General features: G+C 35.1%; 13 protein-coding genes, 1 riboswitch and 1 other annotated feature. Of the genes, 2 read left to right on the top strand and 11 right to left on the bottom strand.

Annotated elements, in window-relative coordinates:
- Window positions 1-82 precede the first annotated feature (82 nt).
- A riboswitch (SAM riboswitch) is annotated at window positions 83-183 on the top strand.
- A gap of 229 nt (window positions 184-412) precedes the next feature.
- A complete protein-coding gene (locus BUB45_RS17345) occupies window positions 413-1,462 on the top strand; it encodes a homocysteine S-methyltransferase family protein (RefSeq protein ID WP_073012795.1) in 1,050 nt (349 codons plus the stop codon).
- 116 nt (window positions 1,463-1,578) lie between these two features.
- Here BUB45_RS17345 and BUB45_RS17340 read toward each other — a convergent pair whose 3' ends face one another.
- Window positions 1,579-1,791 carry a hypothetical protein gene (locus BUB45_RS17340; protein ID WP_073012792.1) on the bottom strand — a complete coding sequence of 71 codons (213 nt, stop codon included), beginning with the start codon at window positions 1,789-1,791 and terminating at the stop codon, window positions 1,579-1,581.
- Between the two features lie 318 nt (window positions 1,792-2,109).
- On the opposite strand from BUB45_RS17340, the gene BUB45_RS17335 reads away from it, so the two are divergent.
- Window positions 2,110-2,958, top strand: coding sequence for a DUF5700 domain-containing putative Zn-dependent protease (locus tag BUB45_RS17335; protein ID WP_073012788.1), 849 nt, complete (start codon window positions 2,110-2,112; stop codon window positions 2,956-2,958).
- Between the two features lie 161 nt (window positions 2,959-3,119).
- Here BUB45_RS17335 and BUB45_RS17330 read toward each other — a convergent pair whose 3' ends face one another.
- The 10 genes from BUB45_RS17330 to tdc all read right to left on the bottom strand — a co-directional run bounded on the left by BUB45_RS17330 (window position 3,120) and on the right by tdc (window position 15,418).
- Window positions 3,120-3,680, bottom strand: a complete 561-nt coding sequence (locus BUB45_RS17330; protein WP_073012785.1) for an ATP-binding protein — start codon at window positions 3,678-3,680, stop codon at window positions 3,120-3,122.
- A gap of 277 nt (window positions 3,681-3,957) precedes the next feature.
- Window positions 3,958-4,461, bottom strand: a complete 504-nt coding sequence (locus BUB45_RS17325; RefSeq protein ID WP_244527761.1) for a VanZ family protein — start codon at window positions 4,459-4,461, stop codon at window positions 3,958-3,960.
- 22 nt (window positions 4,462-4,483) lie between these two features.
- The gene (locus BUB45_RS17320) at window positions 4,484-5,254 is read right to left on the bottom strand and encodes a VanZ family protein (RefSeq protein ID WP_073012782.1); all 771 of its coding nucleotides are present in this window, start codon (window positions 5,252-5,254) and stop codon (window positions 4,484-4,486) included.
- A complete protein-coding gene (locus BUB45_RS17315) occupies window positions 5,215-5,577 on the bottom strand; it encodes a PadR family transcriptional regulator (RefSeq protein ID WP_073012779.1) in 363 nt (120 codons plus the stop codon). Before BUB45_RS17315 ends, BUB45_RS17320 begins: the two co-directional genes overlap by 40 nt.
- Before the next feature lie 725 nt (window positions 5,578-6,302).
- A complete protein-coding gene (locus tag BUB45_RS17310; protein WP_073012776.1) occupies window positions 6,303-6,995 on the bottom strand; it encodes a protein rep in 693 nt (230 codons plus the stop codon).
- Between the two features lie 246 nt (window positions 6,996-7,241).
- On the bottom strand, window positions 7,242-8,498 hold the full coding sequence (tyrS, locus tag BUB45_RS17305; RefSeq protein WP_073012772.1) for a tyrosine--tRNA ligase: 1,257 nt from the start codon (window positions 8,496-8,498) through the stop codon (window positions 7,242-7,244).
- A 74-nt stretch (window positions 8,499-8,572) separates the two neighbouring features.
- Window positions 8,573-8,795 (bottom strand) — a binding site (T-box leader).
- A gap of 358 nt (window positions 8,796-9,153) precedes the next feature.
- On the bottom strand, window positions 9,154-9,456 hold the full coding sequence (locus BUB45_RS17300) for a YerC/YecD family TrpR-related protein (RefSeq protein WP_073012769.1): 303 nt from the start codon (window positions 9,454-9,456) through the stop codon (window positions 9,154-9,156).
- Between the two features lie 809 nt (window positions 9,457-10,265).
- Window positions 10,266-11,639 (bottom strand): Na+/H+ antiporter NhaC, encoded by a 1,374-nt coding sequence (nhaC, locus tag BUB45_RS17295; RefSeq protein WP_073012766.1) that lies wholly within the window; start codon window positions 11,637-11,639, stop codon window positions 10,266-10,268.
- A gap of 524 nt (window positions 11,640-12,163) precedes the next feature.
- Window positions 12,164-12,982: a pyridoxine/pyridoxal/pyridoxamine kinase gene (gene pdxK / locus BUB45_RS17290; RefSeq protein WP_073012746.1), complete on the bottom strand. Its 819-nt coding sequence runs from the start codon at window positions 12,980-12,982 to the stop codon at window positions 12,164-12,166.
- Window positions 12,983-13,552: 570 nt separating this feature from the next.
- Window positions 13,553-15,418, bottom strand: coding sequence for a tyrosine decarboxylase (gene tdc, locus BUB45_RS17285; protein ID WP_073012743.1), 1,866 nt, complete (start codon window positions 15,416-15,418; stop codon window positions 13,553-13,555).
- Between the last annotated feature and the right edge of the window lie 13 nt (window positions 15,419-15,431).

The following is a 15,431-nucleotide window of genomic DNA, read 5'->3' as shown; positions in this document are numbered from 1 at the left end:
ATAATAATTTACAAACTTCAATTTAATGGTTTCTTTAACCGTCAACTGTAAATCTTTATTATTCCACAACTTTATAGGATTTATCTTATCCAGAGAGGTGGAGGGACTGGCCCTTTGATACCTCAGCAACAGGCATCTTTTGCACTGTGCTAATTCCAGAAGCGTAACGCTTGAAGATAAGAAGAGTCGCCATTTGGAATCTATCCTCTTCTTATTCATAAGAAGGGGGTTTTTATGTTCCAATAATTCGCGATGGAAGCTCACATAGGTGAAGCAGCTAAAAAAACGATTTTTTAATGAAAGGGGGGGTAATTTTACCATGAAGTAAATATCGAAGTGGTGGCTCTTGCTATATACTTTGTACCACATTTTTTACGAAGCAAAGGTTTCAAAATAAAAGGAGGAGTTTAACATGAAACGCAGCTTACAACAAAGATTACAGGAAGGTACGGTTATTGTTGGGGAAGGTTATTTATTTGAATTAGAGCGCAGAGGATATTTACAAGCAGGTTCTTTTGTACCAGAAGTCGCATTAGATAATCCGCAAGCTCTGAAACAAGCTTATCGCGATTTTAAGAATGCAGGCTCAGACGTCGTACTCGCATTTACTTACAACGGAAACCGAGAGAAGATGCGAATCATTGGTAAGGAAGAATTGCTCGAGCCGTTAAACAGGAACGCCATTCAGCTAGCAAAAGAAGTCGCCAAAGAACATCCTGTAGAAGAAGCACTCGTTGCTGGAAATATTTCTAACACGAATATTTTCGATCCGAATGACCCAGCTTCCAAAGAGCAAGTAAGGAGTATTTTCGCCGAGATGGTGCAATGGTGTAAAGAAGAAGGTGTTGATTTCGTAAACGGAGAAACATTTTATTATTATGAAGAAGCTCTAATCGCTTTAGAAGAAATTACGAAACAAGATCTTCCTGCCGTCATCACTTTTGGTCTTATGGGCGAAAACATTCTAAGGGACGGGTATACCGTGGAGGAAGCTTGCCAATTACTATCTGAAAAAGGAGCGCTCGTCGTCGGAATGAATTGCTTCCGTGGCCCTGATACCATCCAGCCCTTTGTAGCTAAAATAAGAGATGCAGTCAAAGGTTATATTGGGGCATTACCAATACCTTATCGAACAACAGAGGCACACCCAACCTTTTTCAATTTGCCGGATGGAGGCTGCAGTTGCCATTTACCTACAGAAACGACGTTCCCAACGGCACTTGATCCACTTTACCACAACCGCTACGAATTAGCAGCTTGGGCGAAAAAAGCAAAAGACATCGGTGTGAACTATATTGGTCTATGCTGTGGCGCATCGCCTGCAATGTTACGTGCTGTTGCAGAAGCTGTCGGTAAAGAAACGGTTAATTCCAAATACTCGCCAAATATGGAAAAGCACTTTTTATTTGGTACTGACAAAACGTTGAAAAAACATAATCTAGAATACCGCTCCAAGGCTTAGAGGGTTGTTGGATAAGCATTTTTAAAAATATCATCCGCTGACAAGTTTTGATTTAGAGAGGAACTCCCATCAGAGCAATGACGGGGAGTTCCTTTAAATATAATTTGAACATCTTTCTACATTTTACATTCTTTATATCGCTTTTCATTTAAAAAGATTTGATTAAAGTTCACACTAATATCCCTCATACTACCTCCAATTTGAAGGAAAACGTTTACTAATTCCCAACCTTGTTTTTCGTATTCATTTAATTTATCTTCAAATTCCTCTCGATCAGCTGAATCGATCCCTAATGTCCAAGTTTCTACAGCGTATCCCCAGGCACCCACGTCGCATCTTCCATATGTACTATACCTTTTCTAACAGCAATTATTTTTTTCATTGCATACTAAAAAAGTACATGTCTATACTAACGAATTTATTTCCGGTTTACAACGCACAGGAAAACTACTTTTTACTAACAGGCAGGATAATGGAAATAAAAGTCGAAATCATGTGTAAAGGCAATCTAGTGAGGACACTTTACACTTTTAATTGGAGGACTAGCGGGATGAAAATTTTAGAAGACATCCCTTGTTGCCAGGGCTTATGGCGACAGCCTTTTTTTCCTATCCTGTAAGCCAAAAAATTGTAGGGAGGATGTTATCATGAACATTTATAATACAGCGCCATATTTCATAAATAATTATCAACCAAATGTATCATTTTTACATACATATCATGCTACCTATCCGCTACAATTTAAGGAATATTTTTTATATCATTGTAAGAACCCGGAACAAAAAAGAAAAACAGCCCTGCAAAAGTACTCAAGTCATATGAATACAATGAAAATAGCCAATCAAAACATAGAAAAACATCTGTACACGATCACGTCTGCGTATGAACAAAAATATCCTATTATTTTTAACAATAACGTACATATTATTGTTGGATTATACGGTTCTAATGCATTTACCCATCGTCAACCTATACCAGATGTCACCTTTTGCTTAGAGAAATTATCACCAGTTGATGAACACTTAAAAGTTATTATTGCCCATGAATTCGGTCATGTACTACATCATATGTTATCAGAGCAAAGAGAGGTAGACTGGGTGACTATACCGTGGTTCCATCCATATACAACTTTATTTCAAGAAGGAAGTGCAACCTATTTATCGAAGCAACTAGAAATTTCCAAGAATCAAGGCGCTTATTTCACATATGATGATACTGGAGAAAGGTGGTTAGCTTTTTCAAAACAACATAAGCGAGAAATCATTCGCGCCTTTTTGTCAGATATGCAAACATGTCATGAAGACCGAATATATCGAGAATGGTTTTCGATATATGGTGGAACTCAATTTGGTTACTCTCGTTTAGGATATTTTATTGGCTATGAACTCCTTCACTTTTTAATGAGAAAATATCCTGAACTAAAAGCAATTACTATTTGGAGAAACGCCAATTATATCGGGATAATCCATAGTATTCTCCTCGAAATGAGCAACTAGCTTATGCCAGTGAATGATGAGACGAAAATAAGATAGAACATAACCATTTACCTATGCGATGATTATTAATGATTGTTCCATACAGCTTTCAGTCTAACACCTTTGAATACATGCAGATTTTAAAAAGCTTTTATCTGTTTGTTTTCTTTTTATTTTTCCTTTTAACCAGAAGCAAGCTGAACAATGCGCTTGATGATAGCATCAACTTCTTCATTATTTTTCATTGTAAAGAGATAATCTGCTTCATCTGCTGTAGGGGCAGCTGTATCCTCATAAATAGAAAGAGCGTTTTGACGAGCAAGTACTTCTGCAAAATCTTTTGCACTTCTTAATATATTCGTACTTCGCTGAGTGCTTTTTATTCGCTTTTGCAGTACCTCATCTGGAATATGAAAATGAACTACTATACGAATAAATTGCCCCTTAGGAAACAGTTGTTCAAGCAAGTATTTCCTTCCTGCCTTACTTCGGTTTGAGTTACATATAATAAGATGAAAATTTGTATTCTCTTTTGTGTAGTCAACAATTAATTGCGATATTGCATATTTAAGCTTATTTAGCCCTATTGTTGGTTGAAGTTTCGGATAATATGTATGAATAAATGCTGCGTGGTTATCCTGATCCATAATAAGCGAATTGCTCAACTGTTTTTCTAACTCCTTAGCAAATGTTGATTTTCCACTATGCGTTTTACCGACAGTTATGACTACTAATCTTCTCATCGCTAGCTCCCTCTTCTACATCTGGTAGACGATTCGTTTTTATATTACGTTCTGGCATTTCCATGTTCTTCATTCTGCCCATCTATCAAAAATATTTGCGATCTTAATCTTATTTAATAGGTATGATATTTATCCAAAAAATCCCGCATTGTTTCTACGATTGGAAATTAAATCTTTTATAAAGGCTCATGAATGAGACGAAATAAAATGCTTTCATTTTATCCTTCAACAAGAATTGCCTACTTTCCTCTTTGGTGTGCAGTATACTTCACTACACTTATTTAATTCCCCTTCCCATAAGCTTATGCTGTTGTCTATTCTGGATAACCACTTTACATATTAAAATAGGTAGATAGCCAATTACTCCTCCAAGTGTATTTAACAGCAAATCATCGACATCAAAGCTACCAAATTTGAAAATCAGTTGTACGAACTCGAACGTAAAGCTTAAGCATAATGTTGCAAGGACAATGTTAGTTAACTTGTGAAATTTCCGCCAAATAAATGGTAAGAGGAAACCAAAAGGCGCAAAACCTATAATATTACCAACCAAGTTTTCAACCCTTATAGAAAAATTAATATCTGTAGAAAATAGATAGAAAAATATCGTTTGAAAAGGAATTAAATTATGCTCATTCCAAGTAGGACCTTCATAACGAAATGCAAAGTGAGCTAGAATTTCATGCAAAGAAAGGTACTTAAACAAGACAAGTTTTGATAATATGACTACGTACACACATAATACTAGAAATAAACCTATTTTTATAATGGCTTTCATCATCTACAACTCACTATTCTTTATATTATAATTCTTTTTCTATACGTCGTATGGCAGTTATTTCATTCTTTATGCGCCGGAAAAATAGGAAACAAAAAAATCCTATGCTACTCCCAATCGTTCCTAAGATAATGTCATCCACATCAAATTGACCAACGCATAACAATAATTGCAAGCTTTCAATCACCAAGATAATGATCGTTACAGTTATAGAAACTTTTAATAGGGAATGGCACTTCGAGAATAATAGCGGCAGAAAGATTCCTAACGGCAAAAAAACAAGGGCATTCCCAATCGTGTTTTCAATAATAATGGATACGTTATATGAATCTGCATTCATGATGTATTGTAACGTCGTTTTAAAGGGCAAAAAATTAGCATTTAAATGAATGTACTCGATATCGAATACGCCTGTAAAATTTTCCGGAATAGCCACATGTGGGTTGAAAAAGTCACCACTTTTAGCTATAGTCGCTGTCAAAATCATGCGCTCCAAAAAGAATTTTAAAAATAGAATAAGGACATATAATCCGAAAAAAATGCCTGTCGTTATTTTGCATATTTTATGAAAAGGAGAAATAGATGTCTGTAAGCCTCTTGCTAATTGCTTTTGTTCGCCAAACGTTTCTAACGCTTTATTTATGGCTACTTCATTTGAATACCCATCTTCCTTATATTCTTGTATCAACAAATACAAATGATCTTTTATTTCATCTATCATGTCCTTTTTTTCTTCTTCCCCACAGTGTAACTCACTTACAATTTTGTGAATGTAGGCTTCGATTGTTGACTCCAACCTAATCCCTCCGAACATACTTTAATTAAATGGCTAATTTGATTCCATTCTTGCAATTTTTTACCTAGCTCGTTTTTTCCCTGCTGGGTAATTTGATAATACTTCCGTCTGCCTCCACTTTCCGAATCTCCCCAATAAGATTGAAGCCAACCTTTTTTCTCAAGTCGCTTTAAAGCAGGGTACAAGGTTCCTTCACTCATGTTATACAATTCATTACTATTTTTTTTCAACGCCTTAACCATCTCATAGCCGTACATATCACGATTCTGGAGGAGAGACAATAGCAGGATATCAATACTTCCTTTCATAATTTCTTTATCCATTTCAGCACCTTCTTTTTTTATCTTATTATTCAAATATAATGTAACACATAATACATCGTAACACAAGGTATGTAGGTAAAGATTTACATTCTTAGGTGATGGGCATTAAAACAGCGAGGAATTCCCTACAAGCCTTTCATTACTTTATATTGATATTTTACTCATTTATTATTTTTCAAGGGGACATTTATATTCCAATATGGAAGGATAAATTAGTATTGTTGGTAGATAGTGCGGTATCATTTCACCCATGCCAACTCTTCTTCCACTAATTATGAAGTTAACAAATCGAGGTTTTAGGTGCTGTTATCTATCACTAAGGCCTTTCCACTTTGCATCTCCCAAAAGTGGCTAGTCTTACAGCACCTTATATCCAAAATAAACCGTAAAATTTTATGCCTTCTTCTTAGCGGAACAAAGGCTCGGGGCGCCCAGTTAGCAACGTAGCGAGTGGAACAAATCAACGAAAGTTTTAGGAAGCCTGCTCCTGCAACAGGAGTATGCCGGCGCCCTCCGGCAAGCCCTTCTTTAGTCGGCCTTCCTATTTAGAACGAACCGATGACGACTTAGCTTAGGACAATGGAGTGAAGTCGCCTAGTTGCTGGGCGCTGGAGCCGGACGTGGCTAAATAACTTAATTAGTTAGTTTATCCACAGCTGCAAAATTTTATAAATTCCTAGCCAACAAGAAAGATTGAAGGCAGCCGCTATCTTATGACATTACCTTCAAATAAAAGGATTTTCTTTTTCTGTTCTTAAGCCAGGGTGCCAGGTGAGCATGTTGGCAAAAGCAACATTTGCAATCCTATCGTCTGTACGTAAATGAGCTATATCTAGGAAAAAATCTGAATCAGGAGGTAGTTGGTCTGCTTCCTTTTTTAATAATCTACTGTACCCAATTAACCTTCGTGTCTCAATAATTTTCTTGTCTTTTTTAGGCCTATTTGTTTCTTGTACATCCAAAAGTACTGCTAAACCTTGTTCCATTTTCTCTACCATTTGCTGACTATTATCCTCAGGTTGGATCACTTTTACCTTTACATATAGATCCGTATTAACTCCTAAAGCTTTTGCCCACATTTCTAACCATTTATCACGTTTAATATAGTATCTTCCTTGAAAATAACTTTTCATCGTTGGCAGCAACACATGAATTTTAGGATGGTACCTATCATTTTGTTTAACTATATCCAGCATACGAAAATAACCTAATGTAGCTTGCTTTACACTTTTATACTTAAACAATCGATTAAATCCAATGAGCAAATTATCTAAGGATTGGTTAATATGCTCTTCTGTCACATTTTCTAAACCTACATCTAGTAGTAACCAATTAACTGGTTTCTGTTCATTCACTTTCGTAATAATGTAATGATTCGTATACGCTAGTTCTAATGACCTTTTCCATGAAGAAGGCATCCTGAAACATCCCTTTCATCCATCTGAATTCCTTTAATTAACAAAATATAATCATCGAAATCATCCAATGAAGCTTGTTATCATTCAAAATGTTCCATTTTATTGATCGATGATATAGAAACATCTTCCCTAGAACCTGTTTAGATTTTTGGGAAGATGTTTGTATGTTGTTCTTTTATCTATATATGCAGTGATTGTATTAGCCGACAAACTTCCTTTATACAACAGAAGTAGGCTTGAAATGCATTAAGCTAATTTTACCAAGCTGTATTTTTTCTTCCCTTTACGAATAATGATAAACTTTCCATCGAATGCGTTTTCTGCAGTTACATCTGTATTAACATCCGTTATTCGTTCTCCATTCATGGAAATAGCTCCATTGTTAATATCTTCTCTCGCTTGGCGTTTAGATGGTTCGATACCTAACTCAACTAACCAGTCGACAATATTTTTTGTTTCTTTGGAAGCGTGAAAAGTAGGCATGTCTTTAAATCCTTGTTCAATTTCATCTGCTGTTAATGATTTAACATTTCCACTAAAAAGTGCTTCCGTAATTTTCATTGCTTGCGTTAATGCTTTTTCACCATGAACAAACTTTGTCATTTCTTTTGCTAACACTTTTTGCGCTTCACGTTTATGTGGTTCTGTTTTCACTTTATCCTCTAATTCATCAATTTCCTCTTTCCCTAAAAACGTAAAGAATTTCAAGTATTTTATGACGTCTTTATCATCTGCGTTAATCCAAAACTGGTAAAATTCGTATGGTGTCGTTTTTTCTGCGTCTAACCAAATTGCTCCACCAGCTGTTTTGCCAAACTTTGTTCCATCTGCTTTTAATAAAAGTGGAATGGTTAGACCAAAGACTTTCGCGTCCTGACCTTCTTTTTTACGTATAAGGTCTAATCCACTTGTAATATTTCCCCATTGATCGCTACCACCAATTTGTAATTGTACATTTTCTTCTTTAAATAGGTGATGAAAGTCCATAGATTGTAAAATTTGGTAAGAGAACTCCGTGAACGATATCCCACTATCTAATCGGCTAGCGACAATATCTTTTGCCAACATATTATTCACACTAAAGTTTTTACCGTAATCTCGTAAGAAATCTAATATGCTTAAGTTATGTGTCCAATCGTAGTTGTTTACGATCCTAAGTTCACTATCACCATCAAAGAATAATTTCTTCATTTGCTTCGTTAGCTTATCAACATTATCTTGTACCTTCTCTAACGTTTGTAATTGCCGTTCTGTTTGGCGTCCACTAGGATCACCAATGGTTCCTGTTGCTCCTCCAATTAAAATAACCGGTTGATGACCGTGTAATTGAAACCGTTTCATCATAATAAATGGAATTAAATGACCAATATGCATACTGTCACCAGTTGGATCAACACCGCAATATAAAGAAATCTTTTTCTCTTCAATTAAATCTTTTAATCCTTCCGCATCTGTTTGTTGATTTATAGCTCCACGCCATTCTAACTCATCAATAAGATTCATGCTTTTCCACTCCTTTAGTTGTAGTTTCTTAATATAAGCTTAAAAAATAAAAAACGCCCTATGCCTCATAAAGACATAGGGACGATTCTAACCGTGTTACCACCCAAATTGCATCAATAGTAATACACGTAACTATTGATACCTCTCTCAGCAATGATATCGTTTGCTAATCCGCTTAGAGTTAAGCTAAGATACTCCAAAGTGTAATTCACAAGATTGTTTGTACTAGGTCACATCACCCCTAGCTTTCTAAATAACAGTGACAAGCTTGCTACTAGGCTCCTTCATCGTATGCATCGTATAAGATTAAAAACATTATAGTGAATAAAAAATTATTTGTCAACGTTTTTGTTTCATACGTACACGAGACCTCGCTATTGTCTACATTTGATCAGAAGAATTGGACGTAACTCCAAACCTTGCCGATTATCGTTTTCCTCCTACTTTTACGTGTAAACGCTTATACTTCCCTAAAAAAATAGCAATGAATATAACCCTTTAAAATTAAAAGTCATCATTTGTTCATACGTTCACAAGTAAGTATATCATCATAACTCATTCTAAGCATAATATAAATAATTATCTTTGTCTATAAAATGGTACGGTAATTATTTATATTTTCGTTTCATGTGGCAACCATTTAACGCTAATTCTATTAAGTCTCTATACTTTTCTTCATCCGACTGAAAAGAATATCATACATATTATTCCCATGATATAATGAACGCTTTGTACGAGAGATAGTTGCTGTACTTGCCCCTGTTTCATCCTCAATTTGACAATATGTGTGATCATTATAAAGCATTTTTGCTACTCTAAATCGTTGAAGCATTGCCTTTATTTCATTGACTGTACATAAATCATCAAAAAAACAATAACATTCTTCTATTGTTTGAAGTTCTAAAAACGCACAAAAAAAATCATCTAATTCTTCTCCACGTATTTCATCTATAAGCATATTTTTTTACCTCCGTTTATATCTTTCCCAATATCATTAACACGTCAAAGGATTAAAGAAAAACTTTTAACAAAACTTAGCTATCGTCAAGCCTTTATGACGGTAGCCATCGTTTCGCTTATACTATAAACGATTAAAAACTTATTCTTTTCTATAGTGCAAAAAAACCGGCTTATCGTCACTCTTTATGGCGAAAAAAACGCCTTCGTTTCACTTATAAAGCTTAGAAATTTATTCTTTCCTATGGCGTAAACCTTTTCACGCTTTCAACCTATTGATTAAAAGCAACAGTTTAGCAGCTTAGAAAAACTCGGCTTGCCGCCAAATTTCATAGCGGATGAATTAATTTTTCTTATACTATAATCCTTAAAATTTTATGCTTTCCTATAGTGTTAGAAAAACATTTCAAAATGACTAATAGTTCACTACATATCATTCTTCATGGCTACCTATAATAACGCCAAAGAGATTTCCCAGTTTAAATAGGTATGATTAGAGTCAATTATGATGATATAATAAAAGAAAACGACATTTAATTATAACACCATTTAGGGTATTTGGATTTATTTTAAGCACTAAAATACACTGGTAATTTTTTCTATATTTTATTCCCATTCAACCCTTTACGAATTAATTTATTCTTCTTGCCCTCTTAAGGCACTCTTGGCTTGGCAAAAGCCTTTGTTTTGCTTCTACTATAAAACCTTTGCCATTCTATCATACAAGAAAAGCGTAAATGGGGCTTATGATATTATAGGTTAAGTATGGAGCAAAATATAAATCTTGTAACAATTCTGCTCCATAGCTTTTCAAGAGAGAGAAGGTAATCCTTTCTCTTTTTCAAAAAAACCAAATAATACATTTATAATTGGAGCAACTATGCAAAAGATAGCAAATGGTGCATATTCTAGTGTAGAAACCCCCAATGTTCCAGTAATAAACACACCACTTACTCCCCATGGAATTAGTGAATTAACTACTGCCCCAGCATCTGCCAAAATAGCTGAGAGTTTTTTGGGATCAAGGTTTATTGCCTCCACTTGCGAATTAAATGCTTTACCTGGCAAAATAATGGATAAATACTGTTCTCCAAGAACGATATTTATACCTATAGCACTTAATCCAGCCATTAAAATTAATTTTCCTTTTGTACTAACAAGACCTTGAACTTTTGATATTAACGTTTCAACAATTTTTAATTCTACTAACAATCCTCCTAACGTCAAAGCAAGGATAATTAGCGAAACAGACCACATCATACTTTGCATACCACCCCTGGTAAGCAAAACATCTACCGTTTCTGTTCCTGTATTCGAAACAAATCCATCCTGCATAAGGCTAGCGATTTTAGAAAAACTGGTATGTGGATAATATATATATTGAATAACAACGGTAACCGCAATACTCATTAGAAGTGTTGGAATAGCAGGTATCTTTTTCCACGCACACAAAAATAAAATAAGCGCTGGTATTAGTGACACCATAGAAATATTGAAATTAGAATATAATGTATCTACTAATTCATTAATATTACTTTCCGTTGCTCCCGCTTTTGTTTGTCCAATTATAATAAAAAAGATAAGTGAAATAACAAAAGCAGGAACAATTTTTCGCAACATATTTTTAATATGTTCAAATAAATCCACTTCGGCTATAGCAGAAGCCAAATTGGCTGTATCAGATAAAGGAGATATATTATTCCCGACATAAGCTCCTGACACTATAGCGCCAGCAGTCATTGCCATATTAAATTCCATCATTTGTCCCATACCTAAAAACGCAATACCTATAGTTGAAATGGTTGTAAACGAACTACCTACTAAAATACCAACAAGTGCACAAATAACAAACACAGAAGGTAAGAAAAATTTCGCTGATAAAATTCCTAACCCATAAACCATAATAGTTGGAATGGTTCCTGCTGAAATCCAAACACTTATTAAAACACCAATAAGCATAAAGATAATGATGGGGATCAGACCAGGTATAATTCCATTTTCAATTCCCTTATGAACAACTTCCCATGAAGCACCTTTCATCTTAGCAAAAAGGATAACAATTCCTACTGCGAATAAAATCGGAATTTGCGGAGGCAAATCCAAGCCTATTATACTAATACCTATAACCAATAATAATACTACTAATAGAAAGATACTTTCTTTTAATGTTATATCTCTTTTCATATGATAAACTCCTTACGACCTTAAGATCTGAGAATTACTCCTTTTAATCATTTAATTAGTACTAGCACAATCCTGTTTTCTTTTACATTTAAAGACATTGGCACGTTGATTGATTAAAGTAAAAAGCATTGAATTTACCCCATGAGTAATACCCTACACTATCGGAAGCTATCTAGTTCACATAAACAGGATAGAACTTAGTTTCTAGTTAAGTCTTCCGAAATTTGCAGTTTTACTTATAATGTAAACTCTAAAATTGCACACTTTCCTATTGCGAACGATAGATGCCATGTTCATAGAACATGGCCTAACAAAAGAGGATGATAATGTAACGTATCAGTCCATAGACATTTGCCTCCAACGCCGAATCTGCTTTAGCTGATGGAAGCACTGGTATCTCTTACTTAAACAGCGTTTTTTCAACTTAAGAGGCAACTGTTCTACAGCGTGATATATGCAGGAGATAGTTTAGTAAGCAAGACGAAATTCTTTCCCCTTCTAAATCCTCCAGTAAAATCATAGAACTACTCAGATAGACCTGCTCTATTATAGGCTCCATGCCAAACTGGTCCAATGAAAGTATTAAAGGCAAATCCAGCCTTAATTCCTTCGGTCGTAAATGTTTTTGCTTTTGCTACCGATTCTTTTACAGAGAAGCCTTTTGCCAATCCTGCTGTGATAGCAGCTGCAAATGTACATCCAGCACCGTGATTATAATTCGTATTAATTTTCTCTACTTCATAAAAAGTGAAAGCAGACCCATCATAAAGTAAATCAATTGCTTTATTGCCATCTAAACTTTTTCCGCCTTTAATAACAACATATTCTGGGCCAATGTTTATCAGCTTTTTCGCTGCTTCTTTCATATCAGCAACTGTACGGATTGTAGACATACCAGATAGTTGAGCAGCTTCAAATAAATTAGGCGTTATGATCGTTGCTTTCGGTAAAAGATAATCGCGAATAGCAACCCCATTTTCCGGGTGCAAAGGCTCATCTTCTCCTTTACAAACCATTACCGGATCAATGACAACATTCTTCATTTCATATTGATCAATCATTTCACTTACCAGCTTTATCATACTTGTAGAGCCTAACATCCCCGTTTTCATAGCATGTAGCGGACTACCAGAGAAGATTGTTTCCAATTGTTCCCGAACTGTCGTCTCATCAACGGGATACACCCGATGGTTCCAATTATTTTTCGGATCCATCGTGACGATATTCGTGATAGCAGTACAGCCAAAAGTTCCGTATTCTTGAAATGTTTTCAGGTCGGCTTGCAAACCTGCACCACCACTTGAATCAGAACCTGCAATCGTTAATACTTTTTTAATTGTCATTTTTTCACTTCCTTAACAGCTTTCTGCATATCGTATTTTGTAACTTTTCATAGAGATTTTCGATATGCCGAACGCGTTACATGTAATTGTTAAACAATTCACAAATAGACCCATATATTTGCAAATAGCAAGGTTTATTAACAATACTTAGAACAACCTATTTAGAAAAACTTGGCTTGTCACCAAACTTTTCTTATACTATAAACGTAAAGGTATTAAAATTATATATCATGGTTGTCAAAGATCGTAAGCACTATTATTATTTCCCATTATTGAGATTACCTTGTTTACAGAAGGTAGTCTAGTACTTGTCATTTACTTTAAAGGTAAACATTTACATTTTTAGCTATCATCAATAATCATTGAAGAAATTTACCGCCAAATCTTTATGGCGGAAAACACTTTCGATGTTCTTATACTATAAACCTTACAACTTTATACTTGATTATAGTGTAAGAGAAGATTTCCAAATCAATTGGAGCCGAGGGATGATTAATAGCAAGATAAAATCATCCCCTCTAGCCTCCCACAACCTATTTACTATTTATAAACTGATTCTTTAATAGAAGTTCATTCATTTACAACAGCATAAATTTTTTCAAGTTTTTCTTGAATTGCTTGCTCTATCTTGCTAGCATATTCCTCAAACACATCTTTGTCATATGCATACGGTGATAAAGCACAAGCACGAAGTATCGTAACCTTCCCTTCACGATCCCACTCTTCTTCGCTGAATCCTAAACTTTTAACATATGACAATGGACTGTTTCCATAGTCTGGAATCGCAAAATCTGTATGTGAAGTAATGAACTCGTTATTGTATAGTCCACCTTTAACATAAGAAGCCTGTTCATAAAAATCATGATTAAGTTGATTCATTTTTTCTAAGTCTGTATTTCCTTCTTCATTAAATACATAGTCAACCATGTTAAAGTCAGGTTTTGTTAATGGATAAACATGAATGGTTTTATCGCCAACTTTGAATTGTTTTCCTTGTAAGAAATGATAGAAACGATAAGCACCTTCAATACTTGCACCAATTAATTTACCATACCCCGTTACATTTAATGGTAGCACCTGATGGGCTGTCCATACTGCAGCCGCAGTAGCACCTGCTTTCGATCCTTCTAGCATATAAGCACCAAGTAAAGCTGGAATATCGGCACCTTTTTCAAATACATAAGTGGCAAAGTAAGAAATTACGTCACGCATTCTCGTATCTTTAACAACAATACCACCAGCAGAATAAGGAATATACCCCATTTTATGTGGATCAATGGTAATGGTTTCCGCTTCACTCATCGCTTTGAAAGAATGATAAATATCTTCGGTAAGCCATTCGTTTTTCTCTGTGAAAACGTTATATTTTTCATGTACTTCTGCCATTTTCGCGTAATCTATAAAGTTATTATCTTCATCCAAGAATATCGCACGGGCATAGCCACCATAAGCAGCGTCTACATGAATATAGAAATAAATGCCTTCTTTAGCTAATTTTTCTCGCAATGCTACCATTTTATCAATACGATCGACTTGTCCTTCTTCGGTTGTTCCAATTACCCCAACCACACCAAGAACTGGAATTTCTTCAGCTGCCAATTCACGGATTTTTGCTTCTAATTTATCAATATCCATTCGATAATGATCATCCACATCAATCGCTTCAACACAGTCAAGACCTACACCGATAATATCAGCAGCTTTCAACCAAGAATAATGTTTAGTTTGAGGAATTAACCATTTACCTAGTTTTTGCAAGTTTTTCCCACTGCGTGCAGAATGCTCTTTCACTTCGTCTATTTTTTCAGGAATTTGATCTAAAATATCTAGAATTTCTTCTGTAGACATGTTTAACAATTCCCATTCTGTTTTACCTGCTACAAATTCAGGAGCAACTTCTTTAATAGCTAAAGGAAGAGATTTCATATTTCTTGCGTACCAAAGCCCTTCAAGGTTGGCAATAGAACCATCAGCACAAATATGTCCCCAGCTTTCTCCTTTTTTATATCCCATAAGAGCAGCAAACTCATGACCAACCTCTTCTTCCATTTGTGAAGTACCTGGGGATGATTCATATGCTACGTTATTTCCATTCCATAACATCGCAGTTGTATAAGCAATAATAGATGGCATTAATGTTTCTGAATTCATATGTCCCCAAAAACGGCCCGCTGTATGCCACGGAAGGGAGTTCGTACGAAGCTTAGAAGATAAAACATTCAGTACACTACGTACATGATCAGCAGTTTCTTGGAAACTTTTTGAACTTTTATCTTGTGGCGTAATTACTGGTAAGTCTTGTGGCTGATAGTTTTGACGCCATCCCACATGTTCATCAATCATTTTTAATAATAGTTCTTTAAATAAGTCTACGTTCTCCCCTTTACTTCCTAAAAATAAAGCTTTTAAATTGTGGTCTTGTAATTCAGTTTTCATTTTCTAATCCTCC

It is taken from the genome of Virgibacillus chiguensis (assembly GCF_900129865.1).
GTDB classification, from domain to species: domain Bacteria; phylum Bacillota; class Bacilli; order Bacillales; family Amphibacillaceae; genus Virgibacillus; species Virgibacillus chiguensis.
Note: the sequence above shows the minus strand (reverse complement) of the source record. Positions and strands in the feature narration are given on the sequence as shown.

Coding starts and splice junctions, on each gene's coding strand:
- BUB45_RS17345 (WP_073012795.1), top strand. CDS start 413: ATGAAACGCAGCTTACAACAAAGATTACAGGAAGGTACGGTTATTGTT.
- BUB45_RS17335 (WP_073012788.1), top strand. CDS start 2,110: ATGAACATTTATAATACAGCGCCATATTTCATAAATAATTATCAACCA.
- BUB45_RS17330 (WP_073012785.1), bottom strand. CDS start 3,680: ATGAGAAGATTAGTAGTCATAACTGTCGGTAAAACGCATAGTGGAAAA.
- BUB45_RS17325 (WP_244527761.1), bottom strand. CDS start 4,461: ATGATGAAAGCCATTATAAAAATAGGTTTATTTCTAGTATTATGTGTG.
- BUB45_RS17315 (WP_073012779.1), bottom strand. CDS start 5,577: ATGGATAAAGAAATTATGAAAGGAAGTATTGATATCCTGCTATTGTCT.
- BUB45_RS17310 (WP_073012776.1), bottom strand. CDS start 6,995: ATGCCTTCTTCATGGAAAAGGTCATTAGAACTAGCGTATACGAATCAT.
- tyrS (WP_073012772.1), bottom strand. CDS start 8,498: ATGAATCTTATTGATGAGTTAGAATGGCGTGGAGCTATAAATCAACAA.
- BUB45_RS17300 (WP_073012769.1), bottom strand. CDS start 9,456: ATGCTTATAGATGAAATACGTGGAGAAGAATTAGATGATTTTTTTTGT.
- nhaC (WP_073012766.1), bottom strand. CDS start 11,639: ATGAAAAGAGATATAACATTAAAAGAAAGTATCTTTCTATTAGTAGTA.
- pdxK (WP_073012746.1), bottom strand. CDS start 12,982: ATGACAATTAAAAAAGTATTAACGATTGCAGGTTCTGATTCAAGTGGT.
- tdc (WP_073012743.1), bottom strand. CDS start 15,418: ATGAAAACTGAATTACAAGACCACAATTTAAAAGCTTTATTTTTAGGA.